This is a genomic window from Amycolatopsis camponoti, assembly GCF_902497555.1.
GTDB lineage: Bacteria > Actinomycetota > Actinomycetes > Mycobacteriales > Pseudonocardiaceae > Amycolatopsis > Amycolatopsis camponoti.
In genome coordinates, this window is sequence record NZ_CABVGP010000002.1 from 677,456 (window position 1) to 693,098 (window position 15,643).

Below are 15,643 nucleotides of genomic sequence, written 5' to 3' on the forward strand. Positions count from 1 at the left end.
TACCCTGATGGAGCGATGACCTATCTCGACCACGCGGCGACCACTCCGATGTTGCCCGAAGCCATAGCGGCGATGACCGAGGCGCTGTCCAACGTGGGCAACGCCTCCGCGTTGCACTCTTCGGGTCGTCGCGCCCGGCGGATGGTCGAGGAAGCTCGTGAAACCATCGCCGATGCTCTGGGCGCCCGTCCTTCCGAAGTGATCTTCACCGGCGGCGGCACCGAGAGCGACAACCTCGCACTCAAAGGCATCTTCTGGGCCCGCCACGACGAGCAGGAGCAGCGTCGTCGCATCTTGGTGGGCGCCGCGGAGCACCACGCCGTACTGGACACGGTCGAATGGCTCGAATCCCATTGCGGCGCCGAGATCACGCTGCTGGAGGTCGACAGCCAGGGGCGCGTCTCACCCGACACCCTCCGAGCGGCGATCGCGGCGGATCCCGAAGCCGTGGCGCTGGTCACGGTGATGTGGGCCAACAACGAGGTCGGGACGATCAATCCGATCGCCGAGCTGGCCGCGGTCTGCGCCGAGTTCGACATCCCGCTCCACACCGACGCGGTCCAGGCCGTCGGCGCCGTCCCGGTCGACTTCGCGGCCAGCGGCGCCGCCGCACTCACCCTGACCGGACACAAGCTCGGTGGCCCCTTTGGCGTGGGTGCCCTCCTGCTCGGCCGCGATGTGACGTGCGTCCCCCTCCTTCACGGCGGAGGCCAGGAACGCAGCGTTCGTTCCGGCACCCTCGACGTCCCCGCGATCGTCAGCTTCGCGGCTGCGGTCCAAGCCAGTGTCTCGACCAGGGCTGACTACGCAAAGCGTGTCGAGGAGCTCCGCGACGGACTCATCGAAGTCATCCAGCGTGAAGTACCCGACGCCATCCTCAACGGTGACGACGGTGAGCGGCTCCCCAGCCACGCTCACTTCACATTTCCTGGTTGCGCCGGCGACAGCCTGCTGATGCTGCTCGACGCCAAGGGCATCGAATGCTCGACGGGGTCCGCGTGTACAGCAGGCGTCGCCCAGCCGAGCCACGTGCTGCTCGCCATGGGCGCCGACCCTGCAGCTGCTCGGGGGTCTCTCCGTTTCTCTCTCGGTCACACATCCACCTCCGCGGACGTAGAGGCGGTAGCCGCCGAGATCGGCGGAGTCGTCACGCGTGCCCGGCAGGCCGGCTTGGCAGGAATGCGCAAGCAGAACCAGAAGCAAGAGGTGTAAGGCAATGCGGGTTTTGGCCGCGATGAGCGGAGGAGTGGACTCGGCAGTGGCTGCGGCACGTGCGGTCGATGCCGGGCACGACGTCGTCGGCGTGCACCTGGCGCTGTCGGCCAAACCCGGCACCTTGCGCACCGGGTCACGCGGTTGCTGCACCATCGAAGACTCACACGACGCCCGGCGGGCCGCTGACATCCTCGGAATCCCTTTCTACATCTGGGATTTCGCGGAGCGCTTCACCGAAGAGGTCGTCGAGACCTTTGTCGGCGAATACGCCGCAGGCCGCACGCCGAACCCGTGTGTCACCTGCAACGAGAAGATCAAGTTCGAAGCTCTCCTCGAGAAGGCGATGGCTCTCGGCTTCGACGCGGTCGCGACTGGCCACTATGCGCGCCTCTCCGTGATGGACGGCGTACCCGAGCTGCGCCGCAGTGCCGACAGCGGCAAGGATCAGTCCTACGTACTCGCCTCCCTGACCGCGGAGCAGCTGAGCCACGCCATGTTCCCTTTGGGTGACTCGTGGAAGACCGATGTGCGTGCCGAGGCAGAGCGGCGTGGTCTGTCCGTCGCCAACAAGCCGGACAGCCACGACATCTGCTTCATCCCGGACGGCGACACCAAGAAGTTCTTGGAGAACCGGCTGGGGCAGCGCCCTGGTGAACTCGTCGACGCGGAGACCGGCGCGGTGCTCGGCCGTCACACCGGAGTGCACGGATTCACCGTCGGACAGCGTAAGGGACTCGGGATCGAGGCCCCGGCGCCTGACGGCCGTCCTCGCTATGTCCTGTCGCTCGAACCGGTTTCCGGCTCCGTCAAAGTCGGCTCCGCGGCAGGGCTCGGGATCAAGACGATCGAGGCCGACCGCGCGATCTGGCCCAGTGGCGAGCCGCTGACCGAACCGACTGAGTGCATAGTGCAGGTCAGGGCGCACGGAGGCATCGTCGACGCGGTCGCCGACGTGGACTCCGACACCATGACGTTGCATCTGCGCGAACCGCTGCGCGGGGTCGCCCCGGGCCAGGTCGTCGTGCTCTACCGACCGGATGCCGATGGCGGGGACATCGTCCTGGGCAGCGCGAAGATCTCGGGCACGCGCTGACCCTCGGTCATAGCCGCGGCTTCTTGCGGCTCCGATTCGTTCGCCGCCGGCCTGAACTCATCGACGGCGGTGTTGTCGAGTGCGTCCGGCCGGCTGGCGTTGCGACGTTCACCGTGCCATCAGAGGTGATTTCGTAGTCCCAACCGGGCCGACTCTTCAGCCTGCGGTGCCGCGAGCAGTACGTGACCGGCTGATCGGCTGCCCCCTCGCTCTCGCCCTGAGCCCGGGTCGCTTCGATCCCGCAGTTCTGCGCAGGGCGCGTGCATCCGGGCTGCCGGCACTCGCGGTCCCGGACCCGGATGAACTCGTCGTGCGCCGGATCCAGCGGGTACCGCGTCGGTGACAGCTCGATCGCTCGGCCAGTGCGCGGATCGGTGAGGACTCGTCGGAGCGTCGTGTCGGAGCCGCTGATGATGCGACGTGCCACCGCGGCCGCGATGGGTCCGCGTCCGGCCAGAACTGCCGGCGAGTCGCTCACACCGAGATAGGTCGCCAAGTCGACGTGCAGGAACACCTCGGTGCGCTCGCTCGGGCCGCCCATTCCGCTGAGCAGCAGATCCATGGCGACGTCCGCCCGGAGCTGGTCCAGCGTTCGAGACTCGTCCGAGGTCTTCAAGGCTCGGGCAGCTTGGTCGATACGTGTGTAGGCCGCGGTCGCCTTCTCGGTGGTGGCGTTGTTGATCGAAAGACTGGTCACGCCGGTGTCCTGATGGTGCAGAGCCAGCCGCCTTTCGACGAAGGCCCGTTCGGTGCGCTGCGCCGCGCCTTCCGGATCGGCTTTCGCCGCCGCATAGGCCGCTGCCCGGCGGACCTGGGTGGCATTGCGTCCTGGAACGCGGTCCTCGAGCGTGGCGTCGACGAGGCGTACGTGGTCTCTGGACAACCATGCCGTCGCATCCGTGACCTTCATGGCGCGATACAGGTCGAGCCGTCCGTCGTCCATGAGATTGAGCATTCGGGGAAGCCGGGCGATCAGCGCGTTCGCCGCCGAGACCATGGTGCCGGCCCGATGTTCTGTGATGGACAGGGCCAACGCCACTTCGGAAGCTGTACCGGGCGCCCGTCTCCGGCGCACGCTGAGGTCTGCGATCGCCCGTAGTTGCAGGGCTTGCAGCTTGGAGATCTCGGCATCAGTGATGCGCATCAGATCGACGAGCTGGTCATCTTTCATGCGTTGCAGCACATCCGGGTCGGCCCGGACGGTTCTTAGCACGAACGGTAGCTCGTCGTGAGTGCTCGAGGAGCCGGCGGGAGGGACAAGTTTGCGGAGCGGTTGCGAAGCTGTCATGAGCCCGACGGTACGAGGCCTCGCGGGAAATGTCACCGAGATTCAGAAGAATGGGTGGTAAAAGGGAGCGAACGGTCCTTTCGCGCCCTTCGCGACTTGACGTACGCGAATTGATTCGGAATGGTTCGCGTGCGTGTACGTGTGCGTCGCCGATTCCGGGAGGAAGCTGATCGAGTCAACGTCCTATTCGGACAAAGGAGAGTCCGTTGTATTGCAACGACTTCGATGCTCAGAGCGTGAGCTTGAAACCGGTGTGGCTGGGAACGAAGCCGAGCCGCTCGTAGAACCGGTGAGCGCCGGTCCTCGAGACGTCCGATGTGAGCTGTACGAGTGCGCATCCGCGTTGTCGAGCCTCGTCGATCGCCCAGTGCATGAGGTCGGAGCCGAGCCCGGAGCCGCGATGGTCGGCGTGGATCCGGACGGCCTCGACCTGGCCGCGAAGGGCACCGCGCCGGGCAAGGCCGGGGATGAGCGTCAACTGCAACGTCCCGACCGGCTCGTCGTCGGCGGTCACGACGACCAGTAACTGGTTAGGATCTGCGTCGATTTGCTCGAAAGCGCTCAGGTACGGCGCGAGGTTGTGGGGGTCGTCGCGCGCCGCGCCGAGCTGGTCGTCCGCCAACATGCGCACTATCGCGCCGATGTCCTCACGCCGTGCCCTGCGGATCGTGTAGTCGCTCACCGCGCCAGTATCACAGGACGCGGGTGAACCCTTGATAGCTTTGCTCGAACCCGAAGCGCGCGTAGAACTCCCGCAGGTCGGCGCGCTTGAGGCCGGAATCGAGGTGAAGGCGGCTACAACCTCGTCGACGGGCTTCGTCGATGCCCCAGGTCAGAAGCGCGCTGGTCACTCCACGCCGCGCGGCGCGGATGCCTTCGAGCAAGCCGCGGGTCGCGCCTTCCCACGCGAGCCCTCGCAGCACCGTCAGCTGGGCGGTGCCGGCGACGCCGTTGTCGTCCTCGGCGACGACCAGTGTGACGTGCGGGGTGTTCATGAGCTCTCGAAGTGCGGCTGCCAGCGGCTCGCCCGGCGCACCGAACAGGCGCACGATCGCCTCGATGTCCGTCGCCCTGGCACGCCTGATGACATCCATTTCACCCAGTATGCAGGACGCTCGGCCGAGCGTCGTAACTGCGACGACGTGGCTACCCGCGGTGCCGGTCAGGGGATCGTGTAGTGGCGGACACCTTCGACGATCTGGGCGGTCAGTTTGCCCTGGGACACCAGCAGGTCGAGATGCGCCGCAGTCTCCAGGACTGCGAGTGTCTGGTTGAACGAGTCCATTTCGGACAGTTTGCGGTTGCGGCGGGTCCAGCCGATCCGGTGCGCGGCCTCGAAAGCGGTGCCCGCGCCGGCGGTGATCTGGGAGCCGATCGTCTCGAGGCGTTGCCGATGGTGTTCCAGCAGTTCGTCGACCCGTGTGTGCACGCTTTCGGACACCGGACCGTGCGCGGGAAGCATGCGGCGGTCCGGCATCGCGCGCACCAGGCGCAGCGAGTCGATGAAGTCGTTGAGCGGCAACTCGGCCGGCACGGGCTGAAATCCGATCGAAGGCGTGATGTGCGGCAGCACGTGATCGCCGGAGAACAGCAGATCGGCGCTGTCGTCGACGAACACGACATGGCCGGCCGTGTGACCGGGAGTGGCGACGACATCGAACTCGCGACCGGGCAGGATCGAGCGTCGTCCCGGAGTCAGCCACTCGTCGGGAGCTTCCCAGAGGTCCGCCTCCGTGTGCCGGCGATCCGTGCCGAAGTCGCGGGCCAAGGCCTCGACGACTTCGCCGGCGCCGGCCTGGAACAGCAAGTCGATCTGGGCCTCCATCGGCAGCCGGTCGGGGTTGCCGGAAGCCTTCAACGACGGCTCTTCGTCCTGGCCCAGAGCGATCTTCGAGCCGAACTCGCGCCGAAGGACGACAGCCTGTGAATAGTGGTCGCGGTGCACGTGGGTCACGAGGAACTCGCTGACGTCGGCCAGTTCCGCACCGATCCCGCCGAGTGCATTCGCGAGCTGTTCCCGAGCTACGCCCAGCGCCCAGCCCGAGTCGACCAGGACCAGCCTGTCGCCGTCGGTGACCGCGTAGACGTTGACCGCGCGCAGAGCATCGTTGGGTAGAGGCAGCGGGATCCGGTAAACGCCGGCCGAGACCTCGTAGACTCCGGGCTCGGTCCAGTTCCTGTCGCTGCTTTCCGGCAACGGTTCCACGGTGACCTCCGTCCCGGCGAGACTGCGATGTCCCGGCCTCCATTCACCCTGAGCCGTGCCGGGCGCGCTGTCCACCTGGGGGAGCTGAGACGCCGGTCACTCGCTCAGTTGGTGTCCTGCTTCAGGGCGGTGTCGATCGTGAGGGCCGCGGCGACCACCATGCTGGCGAGCGGATCGGGCAGCGGGTGGGGGATTTCCACGACGTAGTTGTCGGCGGTGGTGAAGGCGGCCTTGAGGAACCCGCCCCACGTCTTGGTCACTCGGGCGACCTCGGTGTCGGCGTGGTCGCGGATCGAGAAGTTCCAGGCCCGCCAGTTCTCGGCGAAGATCCCGCCCACCGAGCGGCCGTCGACGACGAAGCCGAAGCGGATCTTCCCGAAGACGTTCTCCTGGACGATCTCGCCGATCGGAGTCTCGTCGGCCCTGGTGACGAGGAAGCGCGACTTGAAGACCTTGGCGGGCCGCGTCACCTTGAGCACGGTGCTGTGGTTGGCGTCCCGGACCTCGAACTTGTGGGTCAGGAACTGGTCGTAGTTGGTGAGCAGCCGGATTGCCTTCTTCAAGGTGCTCTGCCCGACCTCGACGACTCCGCCGAGCCGGGTGCCGTGCTGGTCGAAGACGCCGAACTCGTTGGCCATCTCGATCAGCTTCGCGCGCTGGTTGACCACCAGGACCGGCTCGGTGAACAGCGTCCCGCCGCCGGCGCGCGCGGCTCCCCGGCCGCGCGTCGCGCGACTGACCTGGTCTTGGACGCGTGCCGGATCGTGGGCCCGCTCGATGTCCAGCTCGATCAGCTCGGAGTCGCTCGGTGGCGACGCCTGATTGGCCGGCCGGGTGTTGGTGGTCCAGGCCCGGCCGTCCCACCAACGGTGCAGACGGGGGTCCCGCGCGTCGGGATACCAGCCCGGTTGCGGTGGCGAACTCGTCATGGCGGGTGAGCCTATCCGCGCTGACCCCGCCACGGTGCCGGTAAAGGCAAATGCGGCGTATGTCTGTCTCCGGACGGCTCGGTGCGGCAGCCCGGTCGGCGCCGCCCGCGGGCGGTCGACCAGAATCGGTGGTCGTGAATGAGCGAGCTTGGCCCAGCGGTGCCGCGACGGCGATCGGCTCGATGCCGGGCACGGACCCCGCGGAAGCGGCGGAGATCCTGTTCGGCGAGCTGCCGGACTTCCCGCACCTGCCGGAGTTGCCCGCCCGCGGCGTCGGTGCCGACATGCTCGGCCGCACCGCCGCACTGCTGGTCGACTTGGCCGTCGAGGTCGTGCCGAGCGGCTACCGCGTGGCGGCGCGGCCGGGCCACGAGCACCGCCGGGCCGTCGACCTGCTTCGCTGGGATCTCGACGCCGTGCAGGAAGCGCGGGAGAAGGCCGGTGCCACCCCGCCGGTCTTCAAGGTCCAGCTGGCCGGCCCGTGGACGCTCGGTGCCGGGATCGAACTGCCCCGTGGCCATCGGGTGCTCACCGACCGGGGCGCCTTGCGGGACTTCACGTCCTCCCTGCTGGACGGCCTCGCCGGGCACGTCGCGGAGGTCCAGGCCAGGACCGGGGCACCGGTCGTCGTCCAGTTCGACGAGCCGTCCTTGCCCGCGGTGCTGGCCGGTGGCCTGTCGACGCCGTCCGGCTACGGAAACGTCGCCGCGGTGCCGGAGCCCGAGGCCCGTGACCTGCTCGCGACGGTGATCGACGGCGCGAGGGCGATCACCGGCCGGCCGGTGATCCTGCACTGCTGTGCCGCGAAGCCACCGCTCGGTCTGCTGCGCGACGCCGGAGCCGACGCTCTGGCTTTCGACCTCGCGGCGCTCGACGGCGCCTCCGCCGTGTTCCTCGACGAGATCGGCGAGGTCTGGGACGGCGGGGCGACGCTGTTCCTGGGCGCGGTCCCGACGAATGCCCCCGCGTCTCCGCTGACCCTGAAGGACGTCGGCGAGCCGGCGTTCCGACTGGCCGACCGGCTCGGCTTCAACCGCAGCGTCCTCGCCGAACGCGCGGTGCCGACCCCCGCCTGCGGCCTCGCCGGAGCCACGCCGGAATGGATGCGCCGGGCCCTCTCGCTGACGCGCGATCTCGGCAAGGCCTTCGTGGAGCCCCCGGAAGGCTGGTGACGGAATCTTGCGACTCGCCGACGTCCGCGCGGCCCGGCCAGTAGCGTGGCGGGGTAGCCGACCGAACGAGGACCACCCTTAACCATGCGCCTGTTCCGCCGCAAGAACACCGCCGCCGATCCGCCCGACCCGCGCACCGCGTGGCCCGAGCAGCACGTACCCGATGACCCGGCGGCGGCCGCAGAGGCGTTCTGGCGCGGTTGGTACGACCTGCTCCCGATGATCAGCGCGGCGCTCGGCGAGGGTGAACCGCACCGCGTGGAGCACGAGCTCTGCCAGCTGGTCGAGGCGCTGCACCCGCGGCTGCACTTTTCGCTCGAACGTGGTCGCCGGGCGATCTACGCCCTGGTCGTGACCGGTCAGGAGGACCCGGAGCTGCGCCCGTTCACCGACGCGTGGCGGGCCGCGGCGCCGCCGGAAGACGCGATCTGGGAGTACCACGACTCGGTCCCGCCGGTGCCCGATCCGACGGAGGTCACCGTCAACCTCGGTGAGCACCGGATCGCGCTGGCCGACGTCCGGGTCGTCGCGCAGGTCGACGAGGACGAGCACGTCGTCGACGTCGCCGTCTTCCACCCGGGCTTCGCCGACCTCGACGAAGCCGCCCGGCGGACCATGACGTTCCTCCCGCTCGACGCGACATTGGGTGAACGTCTGGCCGCCGAACGACTACGGCGTGTGGAGACTGCGGCGGCCGAGCCGGCCGGTGCGATCACCCTTCCGGAGTTCCGTGAACTGGTCCGCGGACTGGCCAGCGGTACCGACGAAATTGTCGGTCCCCCCGACTAGGGTTACCACCCGTGAGCAGCACCGAACTTCCCCAGGACCAGGTTGCGGCGGTCGACGCCCCGGTGGCCGCCGAGGACGTCGCCGACGTCCCGGCCGAGGTTCGCGAGCGGCACGTGGCCCTCGCGGAGGACCTGCGCAACCACCAGTTCCGCTACTACGTCCTGGACTCGCCGATCATCTCCGACGGGCAGTTCGACGAGTTGCTCGGCGAACTGCAGCGGATCGAGGACGCACACCCGTCGCTGGTCACGCCCGAGTCGCCGACCCAGCGCGTCGGCGGCACCTTCTCGACCGAGTTCACCGCGCACGACCACCTCGAGCGCATGCTCAGCCTGGACAACGTGTTCGACCGGGACGAGTTCCTGGCCTGGGTGGAACGCGTCGAGAAGGAGGTCGGCCGCACCGAGTTCCTCGCCGAGCTGAAGATCGACGGCCTGGCGATCAACCTCTTGTACGAAAACGGTCAACTCACCCGGGCGCTCACTCGCGGTGACGGACGGACCGGCGAAGACGTCACGCTGAACATGCGCACTCTGGACCAGGTGCCCGAGACTCTCACAGGCACCGAGCAGTTCCCTGTGCCCGCTCTGGTCGAGGTCCGCGGCGAGGTCTATTTCCGCGTCGAGGACTTCCTCGAGCTGAACGCGAAGATGGTCGAAGCGGGCAAGCCGCCCTACGCGAACCCGCGCAACACCGCGGCCGGTTCGCTGCGCCAGAAGGACCCGAAGATCACCCGTGAGCGCCGGCTGCGACTGATCTGCCACGGTCTCGGCAAGCGCGAGGGCTTCGAGCCGCAGCGCCAGTCGGAGGCGTACGACGCGCTGGCCGCGTGGGGGCTGCCGGTGTCGCCGCACAGCAAGGTCCTGACCACGGCCGAGGAACTCACCGAGCACATCGTCTACTGGGGAGAGCACCGGCACGACGCCGAGCACGAGATCGACGGCGTCGTCATCAAGGTCGACCAGGTAGCGCTGCAGCGCCGGCTGGGCACGACGTCGCGGGCGCCGCGGTGGGCGATCGCTTACAAGTACCCGCCGGAAGAAGCGATCACCACGCTGCTGGACATCCAGGTCGGTGTCGGGCGCACCGGACGAGTGACCCCGTTCGCGGTCACCGAGCCGGTCACGGTCGCGGGGTCGACCGTCGCGCGGGCCACCCTCCACAACCAGGAGGAAGTCAAGCGCAAGGGCGTGCTGATCGGTGACCGGATCGTCATTCGCAAGGCGGGTGATGTCATCCCCGAGGTCCTCGGGCCGGTGGTGGACGCGCGCACGGGCGAAGAGCGCGAGTTCGTCATGCCCACCCACTGCCCGGAATGCGGCACCGAGCTCGCCTACGAGAAGGAAGGCGACAAGGACATCCGCTGCCCGAACACGCGGTTCTGTCCCGCGCAGTTGCGGGAACGGCTCTTCCACCTGGCCGGGCGCGGCGCCTTCGACATCGAGGTCCTCGGGTACGAGGCCGCGGTCGCGCTGCTCGATGCGCGGGTGGTCGCCGACGAGGGTGACGTCTTCGACCTGAACGAGGACAGCCTCGCCGAGGTCGAGCTGTTCCGCACGAAGGCCGGCGAGTTGTCCGCGAACGCGCGAAAGCTGCTCGCGAACCTCGACGTGGCCAAAGATCGGCCACTGTGGAAGGTGCTGGTCGCTTTGTCGATCCGGCACGTCGGGCCGACTGCGGCGCAGGCGCTGGCCCGCGAGTTCGGTTCGATCGAGCGGATCGAGCAGGCCACCGAAGAGGAGCTCGCGGACGTCGACGGCGTCGGCCCGACCATCGCGCACGCGACGCAGGAGTGGTTCGAGGTCGGCTGGCACCGGGAGATCGTCGAAAAGTGGCGACGCGCCGGCGTGCGGATGGAGGAGGAGCGCGACGAGTCGATCCCGCGCAACCTCGAGGGCCTGTCGATCGTGGTGACGGGTTCGCTCGACGGCTTCTCCCGCGACGAGGCCAAGGAGGTCATCATGGCCCGGGGCGGCAAGGCCGCCGGGTCGGTCTCGAAGAAGACCTCGTTCGTCGTCGTCGGGGATTCGCCTGGTTCGAAATACGACAAGGCTGTGCAACTCAAGGTGCCGGTGCTCGACGAAGCCGGCTTCCGTGTCCTGCTGGAGCGGGGGCCCGAGGCGGCGCAGGAGGTGGCGCTGCCGGCCGGCGATGAGAGCGTCGAAGACGAGACTGGGGAGACGGATGGTTGATGTCGAGATCCGGCCACCGCGGCCCGAGGAGTACGCCGCCGCGGGCGAGGTCACGGTCCAGGCTTACGACGCCGATGGTCACTTGGCCGGTGATGTCGGTTATGACGCGAAGCTGCGTGACGTCGCGAGCCGGGCCGAGCTGGCCGAAGTGCTCGTCGCCGTCGATGCGTCGGGGGAGGTGCTTGGCACCGTGACCGTCGTGCGGCCGGGGTCGCCGTACGCCGAGATCTCGCGTCCGGGAGAGCTGGAGTTCCGGATGCTCGCGGTGGCGCCGTCGGCGCGTGGTCGCGGTGTCGGCGAGGCGCTGACGCGGGCCGTGCTCGGCCGTGCGCGGGCGCTGGGCATCCCCAAGGTGGTGTTGAGCAGTCTCGACCGGATGCAAGCCGCGCACCGGCTCTACGAGCGACTCGGGTTCGCGCGCCTGGCAGAGCGGGACTGGCGGCCGTTTCCGCACATCAGCCTGATCGCCTACCAGATCGACGTCTGACTTGGCGTTCGTCGAAAAGGGGACGAGCCGACACGGCCTAGTCCCCTTTTCGGCAACGTGCGGGGCTAGCCGTCGAGGACGACTGCGACGATCCCGGCGAGGTGAGCCAGCCGGGCGACCTCGGCCGCTCGGAAGGCCGGGCCGCCGGGGCGGGCGACGAGCAGCGCCTTGCCCGGCTTGCCCAGCGGCGTGGCCGCCAGCTCGGTGCCCAGTTCCTTCCACGTCTCCGGGATCCAGGCTTCTTCGCCGTCGAGCACCGTCGCGCGCTCGAGCGGCAGCCAGGGCAGGTCGGTGATCGGGGTCTCCGGCGCGGCGCTCGACGACGCCAGCCGGAGGGCGCCGGTCTCGGAGTGTTCGACGATCATCGCCCAGCCGGCGCGCACGATCCGGGGCACGCCTTCGGCCAGGATGTCGAGGCCGGACTTCGGCTGCGCGGCGATCTCTTCGACGAGTTCGAGCTCGCGGTGCGTGTCGAGCACGCCCGCGTAGGGGCGGACAGCGTCCACTTCGACGCCTTCGACACTCTCCGCCGCCGTGATGAGCGCGTCGGGCAGCCGACCGGACGGGAGTTCAACCACCAGGTCGTCGACCGCCACTCCGGTGCCGCGCTCGACGACGTCCACGCTGAGGATGTCGGCGCCCACCGTGCCGAGCGCCGTGGCGACCGCGCCGAGGGTTCCCGGGCTGTCCGGAAGGAGGACCCGGATCAGGAACGACACGACGCGCCCCTCTCGCCTCTGGCGTCCCAGCCTTGCCGTGGGACGCTCGATGCCGGTCGCCGATTGTGACAGACCCACCCGGCCAGCGGACCCTCTGTCCGCCGGGCGGGACGTCGGTGTCGCCGGACGGCACCCGGCCTGCGCCGGGCGTAACCCAGTCGAGTCCGCCGACGTCGTCACCATAGACTTGCAGCTTCCGAGACAACCCGCACAGCACAACCCGGGAGTCACCCGCGTGCCCAACATTTCCCGAGACGAGGTCGCGCACCTCGCGAAGCTGGCCAGGCTGGCCGTGACCTACGACGAGATCGACGTCTTCGCCGGCCAGCTCGACCAGATCCTGGACTCGGTGGCCAAGGTGAGCGAGGTCGCCGCCGCCGATGTGCCGCCGACGTCGCACGCCGTGCCGCTGACGAACGTCTTCCGGGAGGACGTCGTCCGTCCCGGGCTCACGCAGCAGCAGGCGCTGGCCGGCGCGCCGGCCGCCGAGGACGGCCGCTTCCGGGTGCCGCGGATTCTGGGGGAAGAGCAGTGACCGAGCTCATCAAGCTGACCGCCGCGGAACTGGCGGAAAAAATCCACACGCGTGAGGTGTCCGCGGTCGAGGTCACCCAGGCTCACCTGGACCGGATCACCGAGGTCGACGACCACATCCACGCGTTCCTGCACGTCGACACCGCGGGCGCGCTGGCCGCGGCCAAGGCCGTCGACGAGGGCATCGCCGGGGGGAACGCGCCCGTGTCGGCGCTGGCCGGCGTGCCGCTCGCGCTCAAGGACGTCCTGACCACCGAGGGCGTGCCGACGACCTGTGGTTCGAAAACGCTCGAAGGCTGGATCCCGCCGTACGACGCGACCGTGACGCGCAAGCTGCGCGAGGCCGGTGTCGTGATTCTCGGCAAGACGAACATGGACGAGTTCGCCATGGGCTCGTCGACCGAGAACTCGGCGTACGGCCCGACGCACAACCCGTGGGACCACGCCCGCATCCCGGGCGGGTCGGGCGGTGGCTCGTCGGCGTCGATCGCGGCGTTCGAGGCGGCCATCGCGATCGGCACCGACACCGGTGGCTCGATCCGGCAGCCAGGGTCCGTCACCGGCACCGTCGGGGTCAAGCCGACCTACGGCGGGGTGTCGCGGTACGGCCTCGTCGCTTTTTCGTCGTCGCTCGACCAGGCCGGGCCGTGCGCGCGGACAGTGCTCGACGCCGCCCTGCTGCACGAGGTCATCGCCGGGCACGACCCGCTGGACTCGACCTCCATCGACGCGCCGGTGCCGCCGGTGGTCGCCGCGGCCCGCCAGGGCATGACGGGTGACCTCAAGGGCGTCAAGGTCGGCGTCGTGAAGGAGTTCGGCGGCGATGGCTACCAGCTGGGCGTGGAGCGGTCGTTCCAGGCCGCGGTCGAGCAGCTGCGGGCGCTCGGGGCCGAGGTCGTCGAGGTCTCTTGTCCGCACTTCGTCTACGCGCTGCCCGCGTACTACCTGATCGCGCCGAGCGAGGCCTCGTCGAACCTCGCGCGGTTCGACGCCATGCGCTACGGCCTGCGCGTCGCCGACGACGGCAACCACAGCGCCGAAGAGGTCATGTCGCTCACCCGCGAGAAGGGCTTCGGCGCCGAGGTGAAGCGGCGCATCATGCTGGGCACCTACGCGTTGTCGTCCGGCTACTACGACGCCTACTACGGCTCGGCGCAGAAGGTGCGCACGCTGATCACGCGTGACTTCGCGGCCGCGTTCGAAAAGGTCGATGTCCTCGTTTCGCCCACGACGCCGACCACGGCGTTCAAGATCGGCGAGCGCGTGGACGACCCGATGGCGATGTACCTCGCCGACCTGTGCACGATCCCGTCGAACCTCGCCGGCAACGCCGCCATGAGCGTGCCGAGCGGGCTGTCCGACGAAGACGGGCTGCCGGTCGGCCTGCAGATCATGGCCCCGGCGCTCGCCGACGACCGGCTCTACCGGGTCGGCGCCGCCTACGAGGCCGCCCGTGACGCCGCCGCCGGTGGGGCGCTCATCCACAAGGTCCCGGAGCTGGGAGGAACGAAGTGACTGCCGTGGCCGAGTTGATGGACTACGCCGACGTCATCGAGCGGTTCGACCCCGTGCTGGGGCTCGAGGTGCACGTCGAGCTGAACACCAACACCAAGATGTTCTGCGGCTGCGCCAACGAGTTCGGCGGCGAGCCGAACACGAAGGTCTGCCCGACCTGCCTCGGCCTGCCCGGGGCGCTGCCTGCGCTCAACGGCAAGGCGGTCGAAGGCGCGATCCGGATCGGGCTCGCGCTGAACTGCGAGATCGCCGAGTGGTGCCGGTTCGCCCGGAAGAACTACTTCTACCCGGACATGCCGAAGAACTTCCAGACGTCGCAGTACGACGAGCCGATCGCCTTCAACGGCTACCTCGACGTCACGCTCGACGACGGCGAGGTCGTGCGCGTCGAGATCGAGCGCGCGCACATGGAAGAGGACACCGGGAAGTCGCTGCACGTCGGCGGCGCCACCGGGCGGATCCACGGCGCCGAGCACTCGCTGCTCGACTACAACCGGGCCGGCGTGCCGCTGATCGAGATCGTCACCAAGACGATCGAGGGCACCGGCGAGCGGGCCCCCGAGGTCGCGCGGGCGTACGTCAGCGCGCTGCGGGACCTGCTGCGCGCGCTCGACGTGTCCGACGTCCGCATGGACCAGGGCTCGCTGCGGTGCGACGCGAACGTTTCGCTCATGCCGAAGGGCGCCACCGAGTTCGGTACGCGCACCGAGACGAAGAACGTCAACTCGCTGCGCAGCGTCGAACGGGCCGTTCGCTACGAGATGACGCGGCAGGCGGCGATCCTCGCCGAAGGCGGCAAGATCAAGCAGGAGACGCGGCACTTCCAGGAGGCCGACGGCACCACGTCGCCCGGCCGGACGAAGGAGACCGCGGAGGACTACCGGTACTTCCCGGAGCCCGACCTGGTCCCGATCGCGCCCGCGCGCGAGTGGGTCGAACAGCTGCGCGGCACGCTGCCGGAGATGCCGTCCGAGCGGCGGAAGCGGATCCAGACGGAGTGGTCGCTTTCCGACGAAGCCCTGCGTGACCTGCTGAACGTCGGTGCCGTCGACCTCGTCGCGGCCACGGTCGAGGCCGGCGCGTCGCCGGACGAGGCGCGCGGCTGGTGGGTCAACACCCTGGCGCAGGAGGCGAACGCCCGCGAGGTCGAGCTGGCCGACCTGACGATCACGCCGAAGCAGGTGGCCGAGGTCATCGGGCTGGTGTCCTCCGGCGAGCTGACGAACAAGCTTGCCAAGGAGGTCGTCCAGGGCGTGCTCGCCGGCGAGGGCGAGCCGCGCGAGGTCGTCGAGAAGCGCGGGCTGAAGGTCGTCTCGGACGACTCGGCGTTGCTCGCGGCGATCGACGAGGCCTTGGCGGGGCAGCCGGACGTCGCGGACAAGATCCGCGGCGGCAAGGTCGCCGCGGCGGGCGCGATCGTCGGCGCGGTCATGAAGGCGACCAAGGGGCAGGCCGACGCCAAGCGGGTCCGCGAGCTGATCATCGAACGCGTCGGTTCCTGACC

The 15,643-nt window shown here is 69.1% G+C and carries 15 protein-coding genes; 9 read left to right on the forward strand and 6 right to left on the reverse strand.

All coding sequences use genetic code 11. The annotated features are described in order from the left end of the window. Positions 1–15 precede the first annotated feature (15 nt). The gene (locus tag AA23TX_RS23715; RefSeq protein WP_155545068.1) at positions 16–1,212 is read left to right on the forward strand and encodes a cysteine desulfurase family protein; all 1,197 of its coding nucleotides are present in this window, start codon (positions 16–18) and stop codon (positions 1,210–1,212) included. Between the two features lie 4 nt (positions 1,213–1,216). Then, on the forward strand, positions 1,217–2,308 hold the full coding sequence (mnmA, locus tag AA23TX_RS23720) for a tRNA 2-thiouridine(34) synthase MnmA (protein WP_155545069.1): 1,092 nt from the start codon (positions 1,217–1,219) through the stop codon (positions 2,306–2,308). A 7-nt stretch (positions 2,309–2,315) separates the two neighbouring features. Here the strand turns inward: mnmA and AA23TX_RS23725 are convergent, their stop codons facing one another. From AA23TX_RS23725 to AA23TX_RS23745, 5 genes are all read right to left on the reverse strand, one after another. Further along, entirely contained in the window at positions 2,316–3,596 is a 1,281-nt protein-coding gene (locus AA23TX_RS23725; protein WP_155545070.1) for a DUF222 domain-containing protein, read from the reverse strand. A 229-nt stretch (positions 3,597–3,825) separates the two neighbouring features. Then, positions 3,826–4,278, reverse strand: a complete 453-nt coding sequence (locus AA23TX_RS23730; RefSeq protein ID WP_155545071.1) for a GNAT family N-acetyltransferase — start codon at positions 4,276–4,278, stop codon at positions 3,826–3,828. 10 nt (positions 4,279–4,288) lie between these two features. Further along, positions 4,289–4,690, reverse strand: coding sequence for a GNAT family N-acetyltransferase (locus AA23TX_RS23735; protein ID WP_155545072.1), 402 nt, complete (start codon positions 4,688–4,690; stop codon positions 4,289–4,291). A 68-nt stretch (positions 4,691–4,758) separates the two neighbouring features. Beyond that, entirely contained in the window at positions 4,759–5,802 is a 1,044-nt protein-coding gene (locus tag AA23TX_RS23740; protein WP_155545073.1) for an MBL fold metallo-hydrolase, read from the reverse strand. A 104-nt stretch (positions 5,803–5,906) separates the two neighbouring features. Continuing rightward, positions 5,907–6,731: an LURP-one-related family protein gene (locus AA23TX_RS23745; protein WP_155545074.1), complete on the reverse strand. Its 825-nt coding sequence runs from the start codon at positions 6,729–6,731 to the stop codon at positions 5,907–5,909. 134 nt (positions 6,732–6,865) lie between these two features. Here AA23TX_RS23745 and AA23TX_RS23750 point away from each other — a divergent pair, with 134 nt between their 5' ends. The 4 genes from AA23TX_RS23750 (at position 6,866) to AA23TX_RS23765 (ending at position 11,371) form a co-directional block, all read left to right on the forward strand. Then, positions 6,866–7,903, forward strand: coding sequence for a uroporphyrinogen decarboxylase/cobalamine-independent methonine synthase family protein (locus AA23TX_RS23750; protein ID WP_155545075.1), 1,038 nt, complete (start codon positions 6,866–6,868; stop codon positions 7,901–7,903). Positions 7,904–7,987: 84 nt separating this feature from the next. Beyond that, positions 7,988–8,692, forward strand: coding sequence for a hypothetical protein (locus tag AA23TX_RS23755; RefSeq protein WP_155545076.1), 705 nt, complete (start codon positions 7,988–7,990; stop codon positions 8,690–8,692). An 11-nt stretch (positions 8,693–8,703) separates the two neighbouring features. Continuing rightward, entirely contained in the window at positions 8,704–10,884 is a 2,181-nt protein-coding gene (ligA, locus tag AA23TX_RS23760) for an NAD-dependent DNA ligase LigA (protein WP_155545077.1), read from the forward strand. Continuing rightward, positions 10,877–11,371: a GNAT family N-acetyltransferase gene (locus AA23TX_RS23765; RefSeq protein WP_155545078.1), complete on the forward strand. Its 495-nt coding sequence runs from the start codon at positions 10,877–10,879 to the stop codon at positions 11,369–11,371. The genes ligA and AA23TX_RS23765 overlap by 8 nt, the downstream gene beginning before the upstream one ends. Before the next feature lie 65 nt (positions 11,372–11,436). Here the strand turns inward: AA23TX_RS23765 and AA23TX_RS23770 are convergent, their stop codons facing one another. Continuing rightward, a complete protein-coding gene (locus AA23TX_RS23770; RefSeq protein WP_155545079.1) occupies positions 11,437–12,090 on the reverse strand; it encodes an ACT domain-containing protein in 654 nt (217 codons plus the stop codon). 235 nt (positions 12,091–12,325) lie between these two features. Here AA23TX_RS23770 and gatC point away from each other — a divergent pair, with 235 nt between their 5' ends. From gatC to gatB, 3 genes are read left to right on the forward strand one after another with little or no spacing between them, the layout of a single operon-like run. Beyond that, entirely contained in the window at positions 12,326–12,625 is a 300-nt protein-coding gene (gene gatC, locus AA23TX_RS23775; protein ID WP_155545080.1) for an Asp-tRNA(Asn)/Glu-tRNA(Gln) amidotransferase subunit GatC, read from the forward strand. Further along, positions 12,622–14,139 carry an Asp-tRNA(Asn)/Glu-tRNA(Gln) amidotransferase subunit GatA gene (gatA, locus tag AA23TX_RS23780; protein ID WP_155545081.1) on the forward strand — a complete coding sequence of 506 codons (1,518 nt, stop codon included), beginning with the start codon at positions 12,622–12,624 and terminating at the stop codon, positions 14,137–14,139. Before gatC ends, gatA begins: the two co-directional genes overlap by 4 nt. Further along, positions 14,136–15,641, forward strand: a complete 1,506-nt coding sequence (gene gatB / locus AA23TX_RS23785) for an Asp-tRNA(Asn)/Glu-tRNA(Gln) amidotransferase subunit GatB (RefSeq protein ID WP_155545082.1) — start codon at positions 14,136–14,138, stop codon at positions 15,639–15,641. Before gatA ends, gatB begins: the two co-directional genes overlap by 4 nt. The last annotated feature ends 2 nt before the right edge of the window (positions 15,642–15,643 follow it).

Excerpts from the sequence above, each read along its gene's own strand:
- AA23TX_RS23715 (WP_155545068.1), top strand. The coding sequence starts at position 16 with ATGACCTATCTCGACCACGCGGCGACCACTCCGATGTTGCCCGAAGCC.
- mnmA (WP_155545069.1), top strand. The coding sequence starts at position 1,217 with ATGCGGGTTTTGGCCGCGATGAGCGGAGGAGTGGACTCGGCAGTGGCT.
- AA23TX_RS23725 (WP_155545070.1), bottom strand. The coding sequence starts at position 3,596 with ATGACAGCTTCGCAACCGCTCCGCAAACTTGTCCCTCCCGCCGGCTCC.
- AA23TX_RS23735 (WP_155545072.1), bottom strand. The coding sequence starts at position 4,690 with ATGGATGTCATCAGGCGTGCCAGGGCGACGGACATCGAGGCGATCGTG.
- AA23TX_RS23745 (WP_155545074.1), bottom strand. The coding sequence starts at position 6,731 with ATGACGAGTTCGCCACCGCAACCGGGCTGGTATCCCGACGCGCGGGAC.
- AA23TX_RS23755 (WP_155545076.1), top strand. The coding sequence starts at position 7,988 with ATGCGCCTGTTCCGCCGCAAGAACACCGCCGCCGATCCGCCCGACCCG.
- AA23TX_RS23765 (WP_155545078.1), top strand. The coding sequence starts at position 10,877 with ATGGTTGATGTCGAGATCCGGCCACCGCGGCCCGAGGAGTACGCCGCC.